The sequence below is a fragment of the Pseudomonas sp. TE12508 genome (genome assembly GCF_056279485.1).
Window position 1 is genome coordinate 146,671 of sequence record NZ_JBWCCN010000006.1, and the last position, 20,483, is coordinate 167,153.

Sequence of the window (20,483 nt, forward strand, 5' to 3'; positions counted from 1 at the left end):
GTGATCCGGTGGCGCGATCCTAGCAAGGAGCCTTATTCATTAATAATACTTAAAATGAATTTTTATATTCCATAAATGAATTTAAATAAGCGGCCTCTGATACATCGCTATCGCGGGCAAGCCACGCTCCCACAAATCCACCGAAATGCTGTGGGAGTGTGGCTTGCCCGCGATTGATGGGATTGTTGGCACAAGCCTCAAGCCTCAGCGCAACCGCCCGTACCCCAACGCTTCGGCCTCCTGCTGATAATCGAGAATAACTTGATAGTCGCTTTCGGTGGCCGGCAGCACTTCCTGCAGGCCGAGGATTTCCGCGACTTCGGGCAGTTCCTTCAACGTCTGATTCATCACCCGTCGAAGCTGTTCAGCCTGCTCATCGGTGGTGCCAGCGGCCGCGATGTAGGGCAACGTCGGGCTGAACGCCGTGCGTGCCAACACGCGCAGGCCTTCGACTTCTGCTTGGGCATGCTGCGCCAGATAGGCGAAGGTCACGCTGTCGATGGCGGCCAGGTCTGCCAGGTCATCACGCAGCCAACGCAGGCTTTCGCGGTGGCTGCCACTGATGGCCACACTGGCAAAAAACTGCCCGTCGCGGTGCAGTGGCGCCAGTCGGTGACGCAACAGGTTCATGCCACTGTTGGAGTCTTCGCCGTTGATCACACCGCGACTGCCTCGCAAGGCTGACAAGGTCCATCGAGGATCGTCGGCGCGAGTCAATAACAGGCTGCAATGGTTACCGCCATTGCTGTCCGGAAGTTCGTAACGAGGACGACCGATAACCCGGACACGACCGCGTAAAGCCGTCATCAGGGGATAGCCGCAAGTCTGGGTCAGCAGCAGGCGCGGGGACAACCAGAGGTCCATCAGCGACAGCCCTTCGGCATCGAGGCGAGTGCTGCCGAGCTGTTCGAGAATCCGCGCTAGCCAACGCTCGTTGGCTTGGCGGATCGACTCGGGAGCGACGTACATCAGTAATTCAGCGAGGTGTTGTGTCATCAAAGTCTCCCTACAACAAAAATCCAGTGTGGGAGCGAGCCTGCTCGCGATGGCGGTGTGTTTGGCAACATCAATGTTGGATGTAATGGCCTCATCGCGAGCAGGCTCGCTCCCACAGGGGGAACGCGTTCGCAATCAGTGGAACGGGTGTTTCGGGCTATCAATGGCTTTCACTCCATTTTCTCGCCACAACTGAACATAACCCTGCACCACAAACCCGCCACTACGCGTCAGCCATTGCTCGCGGCGCGTGCGATAGGCCCGCGGCAGGTCGTACCAGGGCAGGCCCGGCAAGTCGTGGTGCACCAGGTGCAAGTTGAGGTTCAGGAATAGCCAACGCCACGGCCATGCCGCTTCATTGATGACGGTGCGTTGCTCGGGTTGCACGTGGGGACGGTGTTCATAGTAAGAGCGGATCATCGCAATCGACAGCGCCGGCACGCTGATCAGCAACAGGTAATGCCAGACCGGCAGCACGCTGTAGCGGGCGATGAACGTCAGCATCAGCAGCGTCAGCGCACCGTGGGTAAGCCACATCAACCAGGCTTGGCGCTGACCCGCTTTTAGCCTTTGCAACTCATCCCGGGCCAGCGCCAGCAAGGCCAGTGGCGCACCGAGGACAAAGCGCCCGAGCACGGTTTTGTTCAGCCAGTGCAGGCCCTTTTCGAACAGAGAACTGCGCTGCCACTGTTCAGCGCTCAGGTAACGGCTTTCCGGATCGCGACCGGGAACGGTCAGGTCTTCATCGCGGTGATGCAACAAATGACTGTCGCGGTACAAGGTGTAGGGATACCAGACCGCGAACGGCGCATAACCGAGGATTTTGTTCAGCGTTTGCCAACGGGTGGGATGGCCGTGCAGCAATTCGTGCTGCACCGACAACCACAACACCAACAGTGGAATCAGCAACAACGCGCTCCACCAGAGCCCCAATCGAGCGCCGCCCAGGACAATGCTGAACCAGCCGACATACACGCCGACCAACAGCAGCCAGGTCGGCCACTCGGTGCGAGCGGTCAAGCGTTGGCGCAGGGTTTCGATTTCTTCACGGTGGGCAGCATCAAAATAATGGGGCATGGCTTTGCTCAGATCGGGAACCAGTCCCCCTCTGTGCAATGGCGCAGGGATTTCTTGCAGATTATCTGGTTATTTCGATAGGCCTGAAAAACAAGGAGCCCGAGGACTCGGGCTCCGTTGACGCGGGATCAGTGGCCGAACACGCCCACCTTCTTGGCCTTCTTGTCCGCACGTTTTTCATCGGCGGTTTTAGCCGGTTTCTTCTTTGCCGCTTTCTTTGAATCCATGCCTTTGGCCATGATACATACTCCACTCATACGGGACGTGAGATCAGGTATACACCTATCGCGGCGCCCGCGTTCTTTTATAATCACCCGCTTTGCGCACTGACAGTCCAGGCCCATGCCCAACACCCAGTACACCTTGCTCGACGAGCCGTTATGGCCGTTGATGAACAAGTTTTACCGCGCCCACCAATCGTCGATGAAAGCAGTCCGCGACGCTCGCCTGTGGGTCGCGAAACGCGATGAGATCATTGCGGCGTTATGTTTGCGGCCAGTGGCCGGCGGGCATTGGCTGACCGGGTTGTTCGTCGACCCGCGCTGTCGCGAGCAAGGGATCGCCGCGACGTTGATCGCCCACGCCATCAAGCACCTCGAAGAACCAGTCTGGTTGTTCTGCCATCCGGATCTGCGTGGTTTTTATGAACGTCGAGGTTTTACATTCGACCCGCCCCTGCCCTACGCCATGGCTGAACGGTTGAGCCGTTATGCGCGGAGCAAACCGATGATTGCGATGGGTTTGGAACCGACCAGATAAAGCCCTAAAAGGCTTATGGAGATCACCTGTGGGAGCGAGCCTGCTCGCGATAGCGGTGTACCGGTCACCATCAATGTTGACTGTCAGAGCCTCATCGCGAGCAGGCTCGCTCCCACATTGGTTTTGAGGTGTTTTCGAATCAGTCGTCCGCCGCAGGGTCCAGGTCCGGGAACATCACCTCGGTAAACCCGAATTTGCTGAAATCACTGATGCGCGACGGGTATAGCCGGCCGATCAGGTGATCGCATTCATGCTGCACCACCCGCGCATGAAATCCCGAGGCAATGCGTACAATCGGCTCGCCCTTGGGATCGAAGCCTTCATAACGAATCTGCTGATAACGATCCACTGCACCCCGCAGGCCCGGCACCGACAGGCAGCCTTCGAACCCCTCTTCAAGGGTCGGACTCAATGGAGTGATCAGTGGATTGATCAGAATCGTCTGCGGCACCGCTTCGGCGTCCGGATAGCGTTCGCTGTGTTCGAAACCAAAGATCACCAGTTGCAGGTCGACACCGATCTGCGGCGCGGCCAGGCCGACCCCACCGACGCTTTCCATGGTCTGGAACATGTCGTCGATCAACTGCCACAACTCAGGGCTGTCGAACATTTCTGTCGGCACCGGTGGGGCAATGCGCAGCAGGCGTTCATCGCCCATTTTCAGAATTTCACGGATCATTTCAGGGCTTCGTCAGTGGTTGGCTTGATTGAGTGATCCCGTCCCAATCCCGAAACGTGATGTTTGGGTTCTTCGGGCACTTTTTCGCCAGGTTTCTTGCCTTCAGATGACATGTGCTCGATCACCGCATTCATTTCCGCGCCGAGCAACAGCACTGCAGCGGAAATATAGAAGTACAGCAGCAACACGATGATCGCGCCGATACTGCCATACATGGCGTTGTAATTGGCGAAGGTTTTGACGTAGAGACCGAAGCCCAGCGAAGCAATGATCCAGACCACCACGGACAACACCGCACCTGGGGTGATGAAGCGAAACTCTTGTTTAACGTCGGGCATGACGTAGTAAATCAGCGCCACCGCCATCATCAGCAGAATCACCACCACCGGCCAGCGGACGATGGTCCAGACGGTCACAATGAAATCTTCGAGGCCCACTTGCGCGGCGATCCAGCTCATCACCTGCGGCCCGAGCACCATCAGCGCTGCGGCGATCAGCAGCATGCCGGCGATGCCGATGGTGTAGAAAATCGACAGCGGAAAGCGCTTCCAGACCGGACGGCGTTCGACCACGTCGTACGCGGCGTTCATCGCGCTCATCATCAGCCGCACACCGGCAGATGCGGTCCACAGGGCAATCACGATACCCACCGAGAGCAAGCCGCCCTTGGATTGCTGAAGCTGGTCGATCACCGGGTTCACCTGTTCCAGTGCCTGGGGGGGCAGGACCAGTTCCGATTGCAGGCGCAGCCAGGAGAAGAAGTCCGGCAAATGCAGAAAACCGATCAGGGCGATCAGGAACAGGATAAAAGGGAACAGCGAGAACAGCATTTGATAGGCCAGCGCCGAGGCATAGGTCGACATCTCATCGTCGATGAACTCAGTGACCGTACGCATCATCACCCGATGCAGGGGCAAACCTTTCATGGTTGGAAAAAACATTAGCGTCTCCTTTCGCCGCAAAAAGGTTGAAGTCATGGCGACTCAGGGGCCGTTTTCTACAACAAAGTAGCCTACTTGGCGACTTTGAAACAATCACAGGGTATATCTCGCCTATCCAACATAAAAACGGCCATCTTCGGATGGCCGTTTCTGTTACTCGTCAAATGCCGGATTACGCCTTATCGATGCCTTTTTTGAGAGCATCCTTGGCTTTGCCGATCGCTTGCTGGGTTTCGCCTTTCCTCTCCTGCGCCACGCCTTCGGAGCGCAGTCTTTCGTTGCCGGTGGCCTTGCCGACGCCTTGCTTGACGTTGCCGGCCGCTTCATTTGCCATGCCTTTAACTTTATCGCCAGTGCTGCTCATGGTATTTCTCCTGTGAACATTTCAACGGGGAAAGTAGTTACACAAGGATTGACCGGGGGCCTGTGCGCGGAGTTTCATTTATTTATTAACCGGACATTTCGCAGGTTAGGCTTTATGTTTGCAGCCTTTGCCCCGAGAATGCGCAACGTATTCAGGCCATGGCGCTGAAGATCCATTCCCGTAGGAACGTTATGAAACTCGATAAAAAGCAGGCCATTGCCCGCAGAAACCAGGAACTCGGCGGTGCTGTGCTTGGTGTCAACAACTGCCATTTCACCGAATTGAACCGCAACCGCAATATCTTCTGGTTCGATATTCCGGTCGCGCGCCTGGCCGTTGGTCAGTACGAATGGATTCACTTGCTGATGCACACCCCGGATACCGACGAACTGTTGCACCTTAAAGTGCCGACGGTGTTCCTGCGCGAGAAACTCGAAGGCCTGGTGGTGCGCAACCAAGGCAAGCGCAAGGCAGCCCTGAGCCTGGAACTGAGCGCCGACAAGGACTCCTACCTGCAGGACATGCGCCCGGCCGGTACCAACGTCAACTTCGTGCAGTTCCGTCAGTAACAGCAAAAGCTAAAAGCTTTGATCGTTCCCACGCTCTGCGTGGGAATGCCGCCACGGACGCTCCGCGTCCGATGCTGGGACGCAGAGCGTCCCGGGCTGCGTTACCACGCAGAGCGTGGGAACGATCAGTCAGGCAACAAAAAGCCCCGCATCTGCGGGGCTTTTGTTTGGCTAGGCGCTGACTTTCTTCACGCCCAGCTTCTTCAGCTCTTCGTCGCGCAGTTCGCGGCGCAGGATCTTGCCGACGTTGGTGGTCGGCAGCGCGTCGCGAAATTCCACGGCTTTCGGCACTTTGTAGCCGGTGACGTTGGCGCGCATGTGCTCCATCACCTGATCCTTGGTCAGGGTCACACCCGGTTTGGCGACGATAAAGATCTTGATCGCCTCGCCCGACTTCTCGTCCGGCACACCGATGGCCGCGCATTGCAGCACGCCCGGCAGAGTCGCCAGCACGTCTTCAAGCTCATTGGGATAAACGTTGAAACCGGACACCAGGATCATGTCTTTCTTGCGATCGACAATGCGCATGTAACCGTCAGGCTGGATCAGCGCGATGTCACCGGTCTTCAACCAGCCTTCGCTGTCGAGTATTTCATCGGTGGCGTCCTGACGCTGCCAGTAGCCCTTCATGACTTGCGGACCTTTCACACACAGCTCACCGATGGCGCCCAACGGCTGTTCAACACCGGCATCGTCGATGACTTTGCACAGCGTCGATGGCACCGGAATACCGATGGTGCCGATCTGGATGTTCTGGCTCGGGTTCACCGTGGCCACCGGGCTGGTTTCGGTCATGCCGTAACCTTCGCAGATCGGGCAACCGGTAACCTCTTTCCAGCGTTCGGCCGCGGCCAGTTGCAAGGCCATGCCGCCGGACAGAGTGATTTTCAGGCTGGAGAAATCCAGCTTGCGGAACGCTTCGTTGTTGCACAGCGCGACGAACAGCGTGTTCAGGCCGACGAAACCACTGAACTTCCACTTCGACAGTTCCTTGACCATCGCCGTCAGGTCGCGCGGGTTGCTGATCAGGATGTTGTGGTTGCCGATCAGCATCATCGCCATGCAATGAAAGGTGAACGCATAGATGTGGTACAGCGGCAGCGGGGTGATCAGGATCTCGCAACCTTCATTGAGGTTGGAACCCATCAGCGCTTTGCACTGCAGCATGTTCGCCACCAGATTGCGATGGGTCAGCATCGCACCCTTGGCCACGCCGGTAGTGCCACCGGTGTATTGCAGCACGGCAACGTCGCTGCTGGCCGGGTTGGCTTCCGCCACTGGCTGGCCATGGCCCTTGCGCAGCACGTCATTGAATTTGATGGCCTTGGGCAAGTGATACGCCGGAACCATCTTCTTCACGTACTTGATGACGCTGTTGACCAGCAGACGCTTGAGCGGCGGCAGCAGGTCGGCCACTTCAGTGACGATCACATGCTTGACGCCGGTTTTCGGCACGACGGTCTCGGCCAGATGCGCCATGTTGGCCAGGCAGACCAGGGCTTTGGCACCGGAATCGTTGAATTGATGTTCCATTTCCCGCGCGGTGTACAGCGGGTTGGTATTGACCACGATCAGCCCGGCGCGGATGGCACCGAAAACGGCGACCGGGTACTGCAGCACGTTGGGGAGTTGCACGGCGATTCGATCGCCGGGTTGCAAATCGGTATGCTGTTGCAGGTAAGCAGCAAAGGCACCGGACAATTCGTACAGCTCACCGTAGGTGATTGTCTTGCCCAGGTTGCTGAATGCCGGTTTGTCAGCGAAGCGTTGGCAGGATTGCTTCAACACTGCCTGAATATTCGGATACTCGTCTGGATTGATCTCGGCAGCAATTCCAGCTGGGTACTTATCCTTCCAAAAGTCTTCGATCATGGAAGCCCACTCCTCAGCAACGCGAATTCAAATACCGCATTTGATGCGATTATTATTGGTGTTTGATTATTGGTGAGTCTGGCTTTTAACAAGGCCGAGAAGTCACAAAGCGCGCCGAGAGTAGCAGCTTTGCCAAGGGCCGACCAGAGCCAAAAACGGCCTCTATAGTCACTTTAATGACTCAAGACAAACAAACGGTCATTTTAGAGCAAAAATTCTATATAGCCTTAAAAGCCCCGTACTTTGGGCCTCTTCCCTGAAAAGCATCGCGGGCAAGCCCGTTCCCACAAGGTCCGCGTCGTACACATTCTTTGTGCACACTGAACATGTGGGAGCGTGGCTTGCCCGCGACCCGCGCGAAGCGCGGCCATTCAACGATCAGGCGATCTCTCGCAACTCCCGCCGCAGAATCTTGCCCACCGGCGTCATCGGCAACGACTCTCGCAAGACGATGTGCTTGGGGACTTTGTACGCCGTGAAGTTTTCCTTGCAGTAGGCCTTCAGCTCTTCAAGGCTCACCCCGGATTCGCGGGCCACCACAAACAACTTCACCGCCTCCCCCGAACGCTCGTCCGGCACGCCGATCACCGCGCAGTTGGCGACTTTCGGGTGAGCCATCACCACGTCTTCGATCTCGTTCGGGTACACGTTGAAGCCCGAGACGATGATCATGTCTTTCTTGCGATCGACGATGCGCACGAAACCGTCCGGGTCGATCACCGCAATGTCGCCGGACTTGAACCAGCCGTCGGCGTCCAGCACTTCGGCGGTGGCTTCGGGTTTCTGCCAATAGCCCTTCATGATCTGCGGGCCCTTGATGCACAGTTCGCCACGCTCGCCCAGCGATTGCTCGACGCCTTCATCGTTGATCACTTTCAGGGTTGTGCCTGGCACCGGCAGGCCGACCGTGCCGATGCGCGACTTGTCGCCGTAGGGATTGGTGCAGGCCACTGGCGAGGTTTCGGTCAGGCCGTAACCTTCGGTGATGCGGCAACCGGTGAGCTGCTCCCAGCGCTCGGCCGTGGCCTTGACCAGCGCGGTGCCGCCGGAGTTGGTGAGTTTGAGGCTGGAGAAATCCAGGGTCTTGAAGTCGGGATGGTCCATCAGCGCGACGAACAGCGTGTTGAGCCCCAGCAGCGCCGAAAACCGCCAGTTCTTCAGTTCCTTGATGAAGTTACCAATGTCCCGTGGATTGGTGATCAGCACGTTGTGGTTGCCGGTCACCATCATGCACATGCAGTTCGCCGTAAAGGCATAGATATGGTACAGCGGCAGCGGCGCGATCATCACTTCCTGACCTTCGCGCAGCAGTGGTTGACCGTCTGCACCAAATTGCCCCAGACACGCCCGCGCCTGCTGCATGTTCGCCACCAGATTGCCGTGGGTCAGCATGGCGCCCTTGGCCAGCCCGGTGGTGCCGCCGGTGTATTGCAGCACGGCGATGTCGTCGAGGCCGACGTACAGCGGTTTGATGCCCAGGCCCCGGCCCAGACGCAGCGCGCTCTTGAAGGAAATAGCCTGCGGCAAGGAATAGTCCGGGACCATCTTCTTGACTTTGCTCACCAGGGTATTGACCAGCCAACCCTTGGCGGTGGGCATCAAGTCGCCCATCTTCGCTTCGATCAGGTACTGAATGTCGGTGTCGGGCAGCACTTCCTGGACCTTCTGTCCGAACACGTTCAGGTAGACCAGCGCCCGGGCACCGGAGTCCTTGAACTGATGACGCATCTCCCGCGCGGTGTACAACGGGTTGGTATTGACCACGATCAGCCCGGCGCGCAAGGCGCCGAACACGGCAATCGGGTAATGCAGGACGTTGGGCATCTGCACTGCGATGCGATCCCCCGGCACGAGGTCGGTGTGGGCTTGCAGGTACCCGGCAAACGCGGCGCTGTAGCGTTCCAGTTCGGCGTAGGTCAGGGTCACGCCCATGTTGCTGAACGCCGGGCGGTCGGCAAATTTCTTGCAGGAACGCTCGAACACCTCGATCACCGACTTATAGGCTCCAAGATCAATATCCAGGGGCACGCCAGCCGGGCGCTTGTCATTCCAGAAATCAGGTTGCATTGTTCTTGTCCTCTTTACCTGAGCCTATCCGGGGCCGCTTTCTGTCCTTTCTCAAAAACAGAAAGCGAAAAACGGTGCTTCCCGGACACTAGCAGCTATAACGAATCAGGCAAATATGCGTACGGTCGTCATTGATTGCGTGAATCTTGCTGCCCCGCCGTGGCCTGATCAGACAGTAGGCGACGGGATGCGCTATACAATGCATCGAGGCTGTTTCCCACCCGGCAGCCTCATGCAGCCCAACGCAAAGGAATCGCCATGATCCACGACACTTTCTGGCTGACCGCGAGTGACCGCAGCAGCCTCTTCGTCAACCAGTGGCTGCCGGCCGCGCCGCTCAAGGCGGTGATCCTGCTGGCCCACGGCATGGCGGAACACAGCGGCCGTTACGCCCGTCTGGCGCAAGCATGCTGTGATCAGGATTACGGCGTTTATGCGCCCGACCTGCGTGGACATGGCAAAACTGCCGAAAACGGCACCTTGGGCCATTTCGCCGATGATGATGGCTGGTGCAAAGTGGTCGGCGACCTGGCCAGCCTTAACCAACATATCGGCCAACAGCATCCCGGCGTGCCGATCGTGTTGCTCGGCCACAGCATGGGCAGCTACATCGCCCAGGCTTATTTGCTGCACCACAGCGCCAGCCTGCACGGGGCGATTCTCAGCGGCTCGAACTTCCAGCCCGTAACGCTCTATCGCGCAGCGCGACAGATTGCTCGCCTCGAACGCCTGCGCCAAGGGCCCAAGGGTCTCAGTGCGCTGATCGAATGGCTGTCGTTCGGCTCATTCAACAAGAAATTCAAACCGGCGCGCACGCCGTTCGACTGGCTGAGTCGCGACCCGACTGAAGTCGACAAATACGCCAATGACCCGCTCTGCGGCTTTCGCTGCACCAATCAACTGTGGATCGATTTGCTCGGCGGCTTGCAGCAAATCAGCAAAGCGTCCAATCTCGCCCAGATCGATCCGGGCCTGCCGCTGCTGGTGATCGGCGGCGAATGTGATCCGGTGAGCGAAGGCAAACGTCTGAAAGATCTGGCCCACGCCCTGCGCGACGCTGGCTGCCAGAACCTGCAGCTGACTATTTACCCGCAGGCCCGGCATGAACTGTTCAATGAAATCAATCGCGATGAAGTGACTGCCGATGTGCTGAACTGGATCGCCCAGGACTTGAGCGCTCGCCGGCCACCCAGAACCGAATAGTTTTTTTGTGGATTTTTTTTAATTCGTCACAGGAATAGAGACAGATGACCCAGGTTACCAACACGCCTTACGAAGCCCTTGAAGTCGGCCAGACCGCCAGCTACAGCAAGACCGTCGAAGAGCGCGACATTCAGTTGTTCGCCGCGATGTCCGGCGACCACAACCCGGTGCACCTGGACGCCGAGTTCGCCGCCGCCAGCATGTTCAAGGAGCGTATTGCCCATGGCATGTTCAGCGGCGCATTGATCAGCGCGGCGGTGGCTTGCGAGTTGCCTGGGCCGGGGACGATTTATATCGGTCAGACGATGAGCTTTCAGAAGCCGGTGAAAATTGGCGACACACTGACCGTGCGCCTGGAAATTCTCGAGAAACTGCCGAAGTTTCGTGTACGTATCGCCACCCGGGTGTTCAACCAGCGCGATGAGTTGGTCGTGGATGGCGAGGCGGAAATTCTGGCGCCGCGCAAGCAACAGACCGTGACGTTGCCGACGTTGCCGGCGATCAGCATCGGCTGATTTGCAAGTCCGCATGATCATTCCCACGCTCCGCGTGGGAATGCATCCAGTGACGCTCCGCGTCACCAACGGCAAGACGCAGAGCGTCCTGGGCGGCATTCCCACGCGGAGCGTGGGAATGATCAGTTACCTTCCTCCTGCACCTGCACACTCGCCGTCATCCCCGCGCTCAAACTGATCCCTTCAGGCAACGTGTCGAGCTTGATCCGCACCGGAATCCGCTGCGCCAGGCGTACCCAGTTAAACGTCGGTTCCACCTCGGCCAGCAACTGCCCATCGGGCGTGGTATTGCGGTCGGTAATCCCGCGACTGATGCTTTCGACGTGCCCCTGCAACGCCTCCCCGGCGCTCATGAGCCAGACTTTGACCGGATCGCCGACGCGAATTCGCGGCAGTTTGGTTTCTTCAAAATACGCCTGCACATAAAAGGTCGAATCGTCGATCAACGCCATCACCGGTTGCCCGGCATTCACGTAATTACCCTGGGCCAGACGCAGGTTGGTGACGTGACCGCTGCGCGGCGCATGCACCTCGCTGCGAGTCAGGTTGAGTTGCGCGACCTTGGCTTCAGCCTGAGCTTCACGCAGTTCGCCCCGGGCGATGCCGGCATTGATTTGCGCGTTCTCGCGCAGTTCGGCACTGATCGCCTGCGGCCCGAGACTGGCTCGGCGGCTGGCTTCGTGTTCACGCAAACCGAGTTGCTGCTGACGGGTCTGCACCACCGCTTGCGCCTTCTCCAGCGCGGCTTCGAAACGATCACGGTCGATACTCAGCAACACATCGCCAGCCTTGACCTGTTGGTTATCGAAAGCCTTGAGCTCTCGCACCCAGCCAGACACGTCGGGGGCGATGACTACGACGTCGGCTCGGATCCGCGCGTCGCGAGTCCAGGGCGTCAACATGTAGTACTGCCACAGATGGAAGCCGGCAAAAATCGCCAGCGCCGTCAGGCTCAGGGTTATCGCGACACGTACGGATGTACGCATATTCAACTCCTTTATAAAGGCCCGAGTACGACGGTGATCAAGGTCAATACACAGACGTACAAGGCGCAATCAAACAACGCTTCGTGCCAGATCCAGCGACCGACCGGGGTCAGGCGCAATACCATGCGCAACGCTCCGGTCACCAGCAACGCCAGCAACACATCAATCAGAAACGGACTGAGCAGCACGCCGCCCACCGACCACTCACGCAAGCCCATGGCTTTGCTCCTGTTGGTGACACCAGGCACGCCAGCTGCTTTGCAATTGCAGCACAGCGCCCTGGGCGAGTTTCACCGCGTCGCTGGGCGGCAACGCGTACAAGGTTTTCAATAACGCTTCGCTGGGTTGCGCCAGCGCCTCGGCGCGACTGCCGGCCGGGCCTTGCCCGAGGACTTTTTCCAGTTGCTCGAGATAACGCTGCTGGGGCGCACTGACCGGCACCTGTGCGGCCGCCAGGCTCAAGCGCAAATGCAGCAACTCATCGCCGATGTCCAGGCCGAGCAAGCCGTCATCCCAGCGGCTGCGCGCCGGCTCCGGCAACTCGGGATAATGCCGCGCCAGTTGCAGCAAACGGTCGGCCATGCGCCCGCCGAACCAGCTTTCGGCGCCGCGCAGATTGCGTCGGGTGAGGCGCACCAGATCGGCGAGGGTCGCCGCCAGTAAGCGTCGGCCATGCCATGTCGGGTTACGCATGATCAGCAAGTGAAACGCCAATACGGCAGCGCCGACACCGATCAACATGGCCTGAGCGCTATTGAAGAAATTCGCGACATCGAACTTCATCGTGTTCAGCGGCGAAACCAGCACAATAAAGTGCAGACAGAAGGAAGTGGCCGTGGCGCCGATCTGCGGTTTGGCCATGCCCAGCGCGCCGAGAAACAGCGGCACGCCCATGCCCATGCACAGCAGCGCAAACCCGCTCCATTGCGGCAGCAGAAACTGCCCGACGATAAACGCCGATGGAATCGCCAGCAGGATGCCCCGTAGAAAACTCATGCCGATTTGCGCCCCATTCTCGCGGCTGGCAAACAGACTGCACACCACACACGTCAGCACCAGAGCGCCCGACGCCGCAGGCCATGCCGTCGCCAGCCAGAAACCCGACACCACCAGAAACGCCAGCGCACTGCGCGCGCCAAAGACCAGCGCCAATGACAGGTCGCGATGCGGCGTAAGGGTTCTCGGCGGGTCGGCCGTTTCACGCCCCTCCTGCACCGCTTTCAATGCGGTACAGGCCGCCATGGCGGTATCGAGCAACAAAGTGAAACGGGCCAGACAGTAACTTTGCGCAGCACTGATGTGTGGATCGTGAGAGGCGTCGAGCAACCTCGGGCGCAAGGCTTGCAACTGGGCGGTATCACAAGCGCCAATCGCTTCTTGAACCTCGGTCATCCATGGCATCAGTTGCTCGGCTTCGAGCAGTTCCAATTGATTCCATTGGCGGCGTACCGAACGGGCGATGCGCAACAGCATCAACAACTTCTGACTCAAACCGCTGATGGCCCGCGCTCGTTGCCGACCGAGGCTACCTTCAAACCAGGCATGCTCGCGCTGGGCATCGACCGCGACGATTTTCCCGAGTATTTCCAGTAAGCCTTTACGCGCCTGAGCGTCGCCGGCCAACGTCGCACGCGCGGCATTCATGCCGCTTTGCCAGGCTGCCCGGGCCTGGTCCGCCAGTTGCCGTTCGACCCGCAAAGGCCAGAGCAACGCACTGGCAGCGGTGGCGCAGAGAATGCCCAGGCAGATTTCCGTGCAGCGCGCCACGGCTTGATCGAACACTGTCAGCGGATGGGTAATGGCTGGCAATGCGATGATCGCCACCGTGTAACCGGCCAACACGAAGGAATAGGACCAGGCACTGCGCAGCAAGGTCGAACTCGCCGTACACAACCCGAGCCACAACGCCAACGCCAGCAAAAACAGCCAGGGCGTCTGAGCGAACAGGCCCATGAACACCACCGACATGATCGTCCCGACCAGCGTACCCAACAGCCGTGCCAAACCCTTGTGCACCACCATCCCGGACAACGGTTGGGCGACGATAAATGCCGTCATCAACGCCCACGACGGTTGCTCCAGCCCCCAGCGCAACGCCAGCCACAGTGCCAGGCCGCCGCCGATCAAAGTCTTGATCGCGAACTGCAAGGCGCGGCGGTCAGGCGCGAACAAGGCCTGCAAAGTGATAGGCACGTAGGACACTCTTGAAAGGACGGTTTAACGATAGCCGGGTTAGGCGTGATGATTTGAATAACAAATTATTAGCTAGCTATCTATATCCCGTCCAGTGTTAAATCCCGAACATAAAAAAACGCCAGACTGGCTGGCGTTTTTGACAGATAACGAACGCTTATGAGCGTGCGCGAGCCTGGTTACGCAGGGCTTTCACCTGATCGTGGTTGCGTTGCACACCGTGATACTGGCGTTCAACGATGTCACGAATGCTCACCAGGTTGTCTTTGTTGATTTTTTCCAGTGCTTCCTTGTAGGCCTTCAGCGCGTGGTCTTCACCGCGTTCGGCTTCGTTCAACACTGCCTCTTCATCCTTGCCGGTGAACATCGCCTTCACATCGACCCAGCGACGGTGCATATCGCCACTGACACTGGTGGAGGTTTCCGGATCACCACCGAGGGAGCGCACAGTCGCCTGCAGCTCGGCAGCGGCAGTAGCGCAGTCGGCGGAGCGCTGCATGAACAGGTTTTTGAGTTCTGGATTCTTGATGTCTTCAGCGCAAGTCTTGAACCCTTCCTGACCGTCTTTACTGGTTTCAATCAGGTCGTTGAGTACAGAAATCGCTTCTTTATTAATGTCGGTCATTTTTCAATTCCTTGCGGTTGATGAAAGATGCAATAAGTAGTTGCAGCCTGCATGCCAGCTTTGAATTTATAACTTTTTACTTATATTTCAATTGGTTAGGTTTTAACGAGGAATCTGTATCCGCTTTTTTTGCATGATCTGTCATTTGGCCTGCATGCAGAATGCCTGTATTTTCCAGACTGCCTTGAATCAAGATGACTGATGATGAATCCCGAAAAGCTCGAACTGCTGATTACCCGCGAAATGCCCTTCGGCAAATACAAGGGCCGCATCATCGCTGACCTGCCCGGCCCATACCTGAACTGGTTCGCTCGCGAAGGTTTCCCCCACGGTGAACTGGGCGGTTTGCTGGCTTTGATGCAGGAAATCGACCACAACGGCTTGTCGGAACTGCTCGAACCCCTGCGCGCCAAACACGGCAAACCCGCGCCTCGCCACTGACCCGCCCTACCTCACCGAGTTGCTCATGCCCGATAACACCCGCCGTACCCGCGATGAAGCCTTTTGGCAGACCTTTGCCGACCGCTACGCTGTCGAACCCGGCCCCCTGAACCTGGAAAACGGTTATTTCGGGCGCATGTCGCGCACCGTGGTCGAGGAGTATCAGCGCAACATCGAACTCATCAACCGCGGCAACTCGGTGCATGTGCGCCAGCGCTTCGAACAGGGTGAAAGCGTCAAGATTCGTGCGCAACTGGCCGAGCTGATCGGTGCCCCCGCCGAAGCCGTTGCCTTCACCTGCAACGCCTCGGATGGCCTGCAATCGCTGATCCGCAACTACAATCGCCTGGCACCGGGCGATCAGGTGCTGATAAGCGATCTGGAGTACGACACGGTCAAGGGCGCAATGCGTTGGCTGGCACGTTATCGAGGCGTGGAAGTGATCGAGATCGAACACCGCCACCCCGCCAGTTTCGACAGTTTACTCACCGCTTACCGCGAAGCTTTCGTGCGTTATCCGCGACTGAAGCTGATGGCGCTGACCCACGTCACCCATCGCACCGGACTGGTCATGCCGGTGCAGGCGATTGCCGCTGCCGCCAGGGAACACGGGATCGATGTGATCCTCGACGGCGCCCATGCCCTCGGTCAGATCGAGTTCGATCTCGAGAAACTGGGCATCGCCTTTGCTGGTTACAACTTGCACAAATGGATCGGTGCGCCGCTGACGCTGGGCTTCATTTACATCGCCCCCGAGCGCCTGGCCGATATTGACCCGGACATGGGCGAGATGCATTTCCCGGTCACCGACATTCGCGCCCGCACGCCCTACAGCACGCCCAATATTCCGGCCCTGCTGACCCTGCCGTTGGTGTTCGAAGAACATCACGCCATGGGCGGTTCCGTCGCCAAGGGCATGCGGCTCAATTACCTGCGTAACCGATGGGTCGATGCCGTGCGGGGGTTACCGGGAATTGAAGTCATGACCCCGGATGACCCGCGCCTGTATTGCGCCATCACCTCGATGCGCTTTACCCGGCATGCCGATCAGCAGGCGATGGTCGAGCGCCTGCTCAACGACTACAACCTGTTTACCGTGACGCGCAGCGGTGCGGCGTGTGGCCCGTGCATCCGCATTACGCCGGGCCTCACCACCACCGCAGCCGACATGGATCGGCTGGCACGGGCGCTGACTGAATTGCGCTGAGGTCACACGGTGTATTTGTCGAAGTCCTCGGGCTTGATTTGCGATGACACTGCAAACGTGTCGACGCCGATGGTCATGTGCCCGAAAAAGCCGTCGTCGTTCGAGTCTCGACCGATGGCATGGACATTCAAGGTCGAGGCTTCGCCGCCTCGGTGTTTGTAGTGAAAATCTTCATCGTTTGTCAGCGCTGATACCGTGCGCCCGCCGTATTCTCTGGTATCAAGCACCGATCTCGACGCTACGTCCGGGAAGTAGAGTTGGCCAACCCAGGCGACATGGCGTTCTTCGAGATAGTTGTTGCCGGCTGTGATGCGTACCGCGACATGTATGTGCAGCGCTCGGCCGGCATAAAACCCCGGATAGATCGTGGTAAACCGGACGATGCCGTTTTTGTCCGTGAATTGCCCACCACGCAGGTAGGTATCATCATCGGTACGCGGGATAGACCCGATATCACCGACGCTGACTTTCTTGTCCGGGTTGATCTTGCTCCACCCCGAATACGCCCCGCGCGCGTTGCAATGCCAGATATCGACCACCGCCCCGGTGACCGGTTGACCGGTCATCGCATCGACGATCGTCAGCCGCAGCACCAAGGGGATGCCGTCCACGCCTTCGCTGATGTTGCGCCGGATCAGTTTCGGGTTTCGAAAATACGGGCCGGCGATCTGTTCGGGTGACAGTTGGCAAGCCGGAGGTGGGGATGTCATTGCAGTATTGTCGTCCATGACGTTCTCTCTTCCATAAGATGAACGCAGGTTAACGCTGGACGGGCGACGAGATGCGGTAACTATGTATCGCTTTTTTTCTTGTAGGATTTTTTTGGCAAAAAAGGGGTTGCAGCCATAAGGGGTTTATTTCAGGCAAAAAAAAACGGTGCGCCGACCAAGCGCACCGTAAAGCCGTAGAACACACAACGAAGTGTTTGGTAAATCCGGTTAATCAGTCCAGCAGGGCCAACGCCTCAGCGGTGCATTCCTGGATGCGGGCCCAGTCGCCGTTCTTGATCCACTCGGGGTCAAGCATCCAGCTACCGCCCACGCACATCACGTTTTTCAACGCCATGTAGCTCTTGATGTTGGCCGGGCTGACGCCGCCGGTCGGGCAGAATTTTACTTCGCCGAACGGGCCGCCCAGGGCCTTGATGGCCGCGACGCCGCCACTGACTTCCGCCGGGAACAGCTTGAAGCGGCGATAACCCAGGCTATAGCCTTCCATGATGCCGGAGGCATTGCTGATACCCGGCAACAGCGGGATCGGGCTGTTGACACTGGCTTCAAGCAGATCACGGGTGATACCCGGCGTGACGATGAATTGCGAACCCGCCGCTTCGGCAGCGGCCAGCATGCTGCGATCCAGTACGGTACCGGCACCAGTCACCAGTTCCGGACGCTGCTCGCGCAGGATCTGGATCGCCTTGAGGCCGAACTGCGAACGCAGGGTCACTTCCAGCGCCGTCAGGCCACCGGCCGCCAGGGCGTCGGCCAACGGCAGTACGTCCTGTTCACGGGCGATGGTGATCACCGGCAGGATCCGCGCCTTGGCGCAAAGGCTGTCGATCAGGGCAACTTTGTCCGCCATGGAAACGGTCGGGGATGTGTTTGTCATAGCGGCTGATCCTTGGTTCATGGGCACCAGTAAATCTCTAACGTAGGTTGCAGAAACGCCCGAATCGGCATGGCGGCGACATCGTCACCGGCCAGGGCGGCATTCAGGGTGGTCAGCTTGGACTGACCGGAAATCGATAGAACGGTGTGCTTCGCCGAAGCCAGCAGCGCGCGACTCATGGTCAGGCGTTGATGGGGCACGGTCGGCGCCAGCATCGGCCAGCAACGACGGGTGCCGTCGACTTTCAAGGCATCGGCCAGGTTCGGGCTGTTGGGGAACAGCGACGCGGTATGACCGTCGTCGCCCATGCCCAGCACCAGCACGTCAATCGCTGGCAATTCGGCGAGCAAGCGATCAGCCTGCTCGGCGGCCTGTTCCAGGTTGGCGGTGGCACTGTAGAGGCTCAGGAACTGAGCCTTGGCCGCCGGGCCTTGCAACAGGTAACGCTTGAGCAGACCGGCATTGCTGTCGGCATGTTCCACCGGCACCCAGCGCTCGTCAGCCAGGCTGACCACCACTTTCGACCAGTCCAGCTTCTGCTTGGCCAGGTGCTGGAAAAACGCGACCGGGCTGCGTCCGCCAGACACCACCAGCGTCGCGGCGCCTTGTGCGGTAATGGCGTCGCTCAATTGCTTGGCCACCGTCAATGCCAGGCCTTCGGCCAGCAACACCGGGCTTTTGAACTCATGAGCGCTAACGCCCTGAGGCAGTTTCAATTCAGATATCGCCATACCACGACCTCCCGTCCCGCGTGATCAGTGCAATGGAGCTCATCGGCCCCCACGACCCTGCCGCGTACGGCTTGGGCGCATCGCCGGATTTTTTCCACCCGGCGATCAACTGGTCACACCACTTCCACGCGGCTTCGATTTCATCTTTACGGACAAACAAATTCTGATTGCCGCGCATCACTTCCAGTAACAACCGCTCGTAGGCGTCGGGAATCCGCGCGCTGCGATAAGTGTCGGAAAAATTCAGCTGCAACGGACCGCTGCGCAGCTGCATGCCCTTGTCCAGGCCTTGTTCTTTGGTCATCACGCGCAAGGAAATGCCTTCATCCGGTTGCAGGCGGATGATCAGTTTGTTGCTGATCTGCAAGCGCTGCTCGGGGGCGAAGATGTAGTGCGACGGTTCCTTGAAGTGGATGACGATCTGCGACAGCTTCTGCGGCATGCGCTTGCCGGTCCGCAGGTAAAACGGCACACCGGCCCAGCGCCAGTTACGAATGTCGGCACGCAGGGCGACGAAGGTTTCGGTGTCGCTCTGGGTGTTGGAATTAGGCTCCTCCAGATACCCGGGTACCGATTTGCCTTCGCTGTGGCCGGCGATGTACTGGCCGCGCACCACTTGAGTGGTCAGGCCTTCCGGGCTGATCGGCGCCAGCGCCTTGAGGACTTTGACTTTCTCATCGCGAATGCTGTCGGCGGACAGGTCAGCCGGCGGGTCCATGGCGATCAGGCAGAGCAATTGCAGCAGGTGATTCTGGATCATGTCCCGCAGCTGCCCGGCCTTGTCGAAATAGCCCCAACGGCCTTCGATCCCGACCTTCTCGGCCACGGTGATTTCCACGTGGGAGATGTAATTCTGGTTCCACTGGGTTTCGAACAGACTGTTGGCGAAACGCAGGGCGATCAGGTTTTGTACGGTCTCTTTGCCCAGGTAGTGGTCGATGCGGTAGGTGCGGTTCTCCGGGAAGAACTGCGCCACGGCGTCGTTGACCTTGCGCGAGGATTCCAGGTCCGAACCGATGGGTTTTTCCAGCACCACGCGGGTGTTTTCGGTCAGGCCGACCTTCGACAGGTTCTCGCAAATAGCGCCATACACCGCCGCCGGGGTGGCGAAGTAGGCAATCACCCGCTGGGCACTGCCGGCCTGCTCGGCCAGGGCGACGTAATCGTCAGCCTTGAGGAAGTCGACGTGCAGGTAGCTCAAACGGGCCAGGAAGCGCTCGAGCACCGCTTCATCCAGCTCTTTGGCGCCCACGTAGCGGCGCAGTTCAGTGGCGATGAATGCCAGATGCTGCTGCTCGCTGCCGGGTTCACGGGCCAGCGCGATAATGCGCGTATCCTCATGAAGCAGGCCGGCGCCATCGAGTTGATAAAGGGCAGGAAACAGCTTGCGCAGGGCCAGATCGCCGAGAGCGCCGAACAAGGCAAAGGTGCAAGGTTCAACCGTAATCGAAGGCATGATGTTTGTTCTTTTATCAAGTTAAGCTACAAATACCTTTTTTCAAGGCATCACTCAAGGGAAAATGTAGTAATAACCACAACATTTTCGCAAAATACAGATTCCGAGTGGTGGTCGGTCGGAGCCATCAGTAGGATAGGCCACCGTTATGGGCCGTATCAAAGGCCCAATTTGCATTAGTCGAACGCTTATTT

The 20,483-nt window shown here is 58.5% G+C and carries 21 protein-coding genes; 6 read left to right on the forward strand and 15 right to left on the reverse strand.

What is annotated here, in order from left to right; translation table 11 throughout:
- Positions 1 to 204: 204 nt before the first annotated feature.
- Both ACZ9IM_RS10200 and ACZ9IM_RS10205 read right to left on the reverse strand, forming a co-directional pair.
- Complete coding sequence (locus ACZ9IM_RS10200; RefSeq protein WP_476223830.1) at positions 205 to 996, reverse strand: phosphate/phosphite/phosphonate ABC transporter substrate-binding protein; 792 nt, start codon at positions 994 to 996, stop codon at positions 205 to 207.
- A 135-nt stretch (positions 997 to 1,131) separates the two neighbouring features.
- Positions 1,132 to 2,073, reverse strand: a complete 942-nt coding sequence (locus ACZ9IM_RS10205) for a fatty acid desaturase (protein WP_476223831.1) — start codon at positions 2,071 to 2,073, stop codon at positions 1,132 to 1,134.
- Positions 2,074 to 2,415: 342 nt separating this feature from the next.
- On the opposite strand from ACZ9IM_RS10205, the gene ACZ9IM_RS10210 reads away from it, so the two are divergent.
- A complete protein-coding gene (locus ACZ9IM_RS10210; protein ID WP_427626005.1) occupies positions 2,416 to 2,832 on the forward strand; it encodes a GNAT family N-acetyltransferase in 417 nt (138 codons plus the stop codon).
- A 139-nt stretch (positions 2,833 to 2,971) separates the two neighbouring features.
- On the opposite strand, the gene def is transcribed toward ACZ9IM_RS10210, so the two are convergent.
- The 3 genes from def to ACZ9IM_RS10225 all read right to left on the reverse strand — a co-directional run bounded on the left by def (position 2,972) and on the right by ACZ9IM_RS10225 (position 4,816).
- Complete coding sequence (gene def, locus ACZ9IM_RS10215; protein ID WP_008069131.1) at positions 2,972 to 3,511, reverse strand: peptide deformylase; 540 nt, start codon at positions 3,509 to 3,511, stop codon at positions 2,972 to 2,974.
- Positions 3,508 to 4,452: a YihY/virulence factor BrkB family protein gene (locus ACZ9IM_RS10220; protein WP_427626004.1), complete on the reverse strand. Its 945-nt coding sequence runs from the start codon at positions 4,450 to 4,452 to the stop codon at positions 3,508 to 3,510. The genes def and ACZ9IM_RS10220 overlap by 4 nt, the downstream gene beginning before the upstream one ends.
- A 172-nt stretch (positions 4,453 to 4,624) precedes the next feature.
- The gene (locus tag ACZ9IM_RS10225) at positions 4,625 to 4,816 is read right to left on the reverse strand and encodes a CsbD family protein (protein ID WP_095054313.1); all 192 of its coding nucleotides are present in this window, start codon (positions 4,814 to 4,816) and stop codon (positions 4,625 to 4,627) included.
- Positions 4,817 to 5,007: 191 nt separating this feature from the next.
- On the opposite strand from ACZ9IM_RS10225, the gene ACZ9IM_RS10230 reads away from it, so the two are divergent.
- On the forward strand, positions 5,008 to 5,385 hold the full coding sequence (locus ACZ9IM_RS10230) for a hypothetical protein (RefSeq protein ID WP_063341286.1): 378 nt from the start codon (positions 5,008 to 5,010) through the stop codon (positions 5,383 to 5,385).
- Positions 5,386 to 5,556: 171 nt separating this feature from the next.
- Here ACZ9IM_RS10230 and fadD1 read toward each other — a convergent pair whose 3' ends face one another.
- Both fadD1 and fadD2 read right to left on the reverse strand, forming a co-directional pair.
- Positions 5,557 to 7,257, reverse strand: coding sequence for a long-chain-fatty-acid--CoA ligase FadD1 (gene fadD1 / locus ACZ9IM_RS10235; protein WP_008069135.1), 1,701 nt, complete (start codon positions 7,255 to 7,257; stop codon positions 5,557 to 5,559).
- Positions 7,258 to 7,635: 378 nt separating this feature from the next.
- On the reverse strand, positions 7,636 to 9,324 hold the full coding sequence (fadD2, locus tag ACZ9IM_RS10240; protein WP_427626003.1) for a long-chain-fatty-acid--CoA ligase FadD2: 1,689 nt from the start codon (positions 9,322 to 9,324) through the stop codon (positions 7,636 to 7,638).
- A gap of 258 nt (positions 9,325 to 9,582) precedes the next feature.
- On the opposite strand from fadD2, the gene ACZ9IM_RS10245 reads away from it, so the two are divergent.
- Both ACZ9IM_RS10245 and ACZ9IM_RS10250 read left to right on the forward strand, forming a co-directional pair.
- Positions 9,583 to 10,527, forward strand: coding sequence for an alpha/beta hydrolase (locus ACZ9IM_RS10245; RefSeq protein WP_427626002.1), 945 nt, complete (start codon positions 9,583 to 9,585; stop codon positions 10,525 to 10,527).
- Between the two features lie 44 nt (positions 10,528 to 10,571).
- Positions 10,572 to 11,042, forward strand: a complete 471-nt coding sequence (locus ACZ9IM_RS10250; protein ID WP_007902410.1) for a MaoC family dehydratase — start codon at positions 10,572 to 10,574, stop codon at positions 11,040 to 11,042.
- Positions 11,043 to 11,164: 122 nt separating this feature from the next.
- Here ACZ9IM_RS10250 and ACZ9IM_RS10255 read toward each other — a convergent pair whose 3' ends face one another.
- From ACZ9IM_RS10255 to ACZ9IM_RS10270, 4 genes are all read right to left on the reverse strand, one after another.
- A complete protein-coding gene (locus ACZ9IM_RS10255; RefSeq protein ID WP_427626001.1) occupies positions 11,165 to 12,028 on the reverse strand; it encodes an efflux RND transporter periplasmic adaptor subunit in 864 nt (287 codons plus the stop codon).
- A gap of 11 nt (positions 12,029 to 12,039) precedes the next feature.
- Positions 12,040 to 12,246: a DUF1656 domain-containing protein gene (locus tag ACZ9IM_RS10260; protein WP_008069143.1), complete on the reverse strand. Its 207-nt coding sequence runs from the start codon at positions 12,244 to 12,246 to the stop codon at positions 12,040 to 12,042.
- Positions 12,233 to 14,221, reverse strand: a complete 1,989-nt coding sequence (locus ACZ9IM_RS10265) for an FUSC family protein (protein ID WP_476223832.1) — start codon at positions 14,219 to 14,221, stop codon at positions 12,233 to 12,235. Before ACZ9IM_RS10265 ends, ACZ9IM_RS10260 begins: the two co-directional genes overlap by 14 nt.
- 157 nt (positions 14,222 to 14,378) lie before the next feature.
- The gene (locus ACZ9IM_RS10270; RefSeq protein WP_427625999.1) at positions 14,379 to 14,846 is read right to left on the reverse strand and encodes a ferritin-like domain-containing protein; all 468 of its coding nucleotides are present in this window, start codon (positions 14,844 to 14,846) and stop codon (positions 14,379 to 14,381) included.
- A gap of 204 nt (positions 14,847 to 15,050) precedes the next feature.
- Between ACZ9IM_RS10270 and ACZ9IM_RS10275 the strand changes: the two genes are divergently transcribed.
- Both ACZ9IM_RS10275 and ACZ9IM_RS10280 read left to right on the forward strand, forming a co-directional pair.
- Entirely contained in the window at positions 15,051 to 15,287 is a 237-nt protein-coding gene (locus ACZ9IM_RS10275; RefSeq protein ID WP_003213031.1) for a DUF3820 family protein, read from the forward strand.
- 25 nt (positions 15,288 to 15,312) lie between these two features.
- A complete protein-coding gene (locus ACZ9IM_RS10280) occupies positions 15,313 to 16,494 on the forward strand; it encodes an aminotransferase class V-fold PLP-dependent enzyme (protein ID WP_476223833.1) in 1,182 nt (393 codons plus the stop codon).
- A gap of 2 nt (positions 16,495 to 16,496) precedes the next feature.
- Here ACZ9IM_RS10280 and ACZ9IM_RS10285 read toward each other — a convergent pair whose 3' ends face one another.
- The 4 genes from ACZ9IM_RS10285 to zwf form a co-directional block, all read right to left on the reverse strand.
- Complete coding sequence (locus ACZ9IM_RS10285) at positions 16,497 to 17,222, reverse strand: intradiol ring-cleavage dioxygenase (RefSeq protein ID WP_476223834.1); 726 nt, start codon at positions 17,220 to 17,222, stop codon at positions 16,497 to 16,499.
- 214 nt (positions 17,223 to 17,436) lie between these two features.
- Entirely contained in the window at positions 17,437 to 18,102 is a 666-nt protein-coding gene (locus tag ACZ9IM_RS10290) for a bifunctional 4-hydroxy-2-oxoglutarate aldolase/2-dehydro-3-deoxy-phosphogluconate aldolase (RefSeq protein ID WP_007902383.1), read from the reverse strand.
- 17 nt (positions 18,103 to 18,119) lie between these two features.
- Positions 18,120 to 18,833, reverse strand: a complete 714-nt coding sequence (pgl, locus tag ACZ9IM_RS10295) for a 6-phosphogluconolactonase (protein ID WP_427625995.1) — start codon at positions 18,831 to 18,833, stop codon at positions 18,120 to 18,122.
- A complete protein-coding gene (gene zwf / locus ACZ9IM_RS10300) occupies positions 18,820 to 20,289 on the reverse strand; it encodes a glucose-6-phosphate dehydrogenase (RefSeq protein ID WP_123495454.1) in 1,470 nt (489 codons plus the stop codon). The genes pgl and zwf overlap by 14 nt, the downstream gene beginning before the upstream one ends.
- Positions 20,290 to 20,483: the final 194 nt, after the last annotated feature.

Excerpts from the sequence above, each read along its gene's own strand:
- ACZ9IM_RS10200 (WP_476223830.1), bottom strand. The coding sequence starts at position 996 with ATGACACAACACCTCGCTGAATTACTGATGTACGTCGCTCCCGAGTCG.
- ACZ9IM_RS10205 (WP_476223831.1), bottom strand. The coding sequence starts at position 2,073 with ATGCCCCATTATTTTGATGCTGCCCACCGTGAAGAAATCGAAACCCTG.
- ACZ9IM_RS10210 (WP_427626005.1), top strand. The coding sequence starts at position 2,416 with ATGCCCAACACCCAGTACACCTTGCTCGACGAGCCGTTATGGCCGTTG.
- def (WP_008069131.1), bottom strand. The coding sequence starts at position 3,511 with ATGATCCGTGAAATTCTGAAAATGGGCGATGAACGCCTGCTGCGCATT.
- ACZ9IM_RS10220 (WP_427626004.1), bottom strand. The coding sequence starts at position 4,452 with ATGTTTTTTCCAACCATGAAAGGTTTGCCCCTGCATCGGGTGATGATG.
- ACZ9IM_RS10225 (WP_095054313.1), bottom strand. The coding sequence starts at position 4,816 with ATGAGCAGCACTGGCGATAAAGTTAAAGGCATGGCAAATGAAGCGGCC.
- ACZ9IM_RS10230 (WP_063341286.1), top strand. The coding sequence starts at position 5,008 with ATGAAACTCGATAAAAAGCAGGCCATTGCCCGCAGAAACCAGGAACTC.
- fadD1 (WP_008069135.1), bottom strand. The coding sequence starts at position 7,257 with ATGATCGAAGACTTTTGGAAGGATAAGTACCCAGCTGGAATTGCTGCC.
- fadD2 (WP_427626003.1), bottom strand. The coding sequence starts at position 9,324 with ATGCAACCTGATTTCTGGAATGACAAGCGCCCGGCTGGCGTGCCCCTG.
- ACZ9IM_RS10245 (WP_427626002.1), top strand. The coding sequence starts at position 9,583 with ATGATCCACGACACTTTCTGGCTGACCGCGAGTGACCGCAGCAGCCTC.
- ACZ9IM_RS10250 (WP_007902410.1), top strand. The coding sequence starts at position 10,572 with ATGACCCAGGTTACCAACACGCCTTACGAAGCCCTTGAAGTCGGCCAG.
- ACZ9IM_RS10255 (WP_427626001.1), bottom strand. The coding sequence starts at position 12,028 with ATGCGTACATCCGTACGTGTCGCGATAACCCTGAGCCTGACGGCGCTG.
- ACZ9IM_RS10260 (WP_008069143.1), bottom strand. The coding sequence starts at position 12,246 with ATGGGCTTGCGTGAGTGGTCGGTGGGCGGCGTGCTGCTCAGTCCGTTT.
- ACZ9IM_RS10270 (WP_427625999.1), bottom strand. The coding sequence starts at position 14,846 with ATGACCGACATTAATAAAGAAGCGATTTCTGTACTCAACGACCTGATT.
- ACZ9IM_RS10275 (WP_003213031.1), top strand. The coding sequence starts at position 15,051 with ATGAATCCCGAAAAGCTCGAACTGCTGATTACCCGCGAAATGCCCTTC.
- ACZ9IM_RS10280 (WP_476223833.1), top strand. The coding sequence starts at position 15,313 with ATGCCCGATAACACCCGCCGTACCCGCGATGAAGCCTTTTGGCAGACC.
- ACZ9IM_RS10285 (WP_476223834.1), bottom strand. The coding sequence starts at position 17,222 with ATGGACGACAATACTGCAATGACATCCCCACCTCCGGCTTGCCAACTG.
- ACZ9IM_RS10290 (WP_007902383.1), bottom strand. The coding sequence starts at position 18,102 with ATGACAAACACATCCCCGACCGTTTCCATGGCGGACAAAGTTGCCCTG.
- pgl (WP_427625995.1), bottom strand. The coding sequence starts at position 18,833 with ATGGCGATATCTGAATTGAAACTGCCTCAGGGCGTTAGCGCTCATGAG.
- zwf (WP_123495454.1), bottom strand. The coding sequence starts at position 20,289 with ATGCCTTCGATTACGGTTGAACCTTGCACCTTTGCCTTGTTCGGCGCT.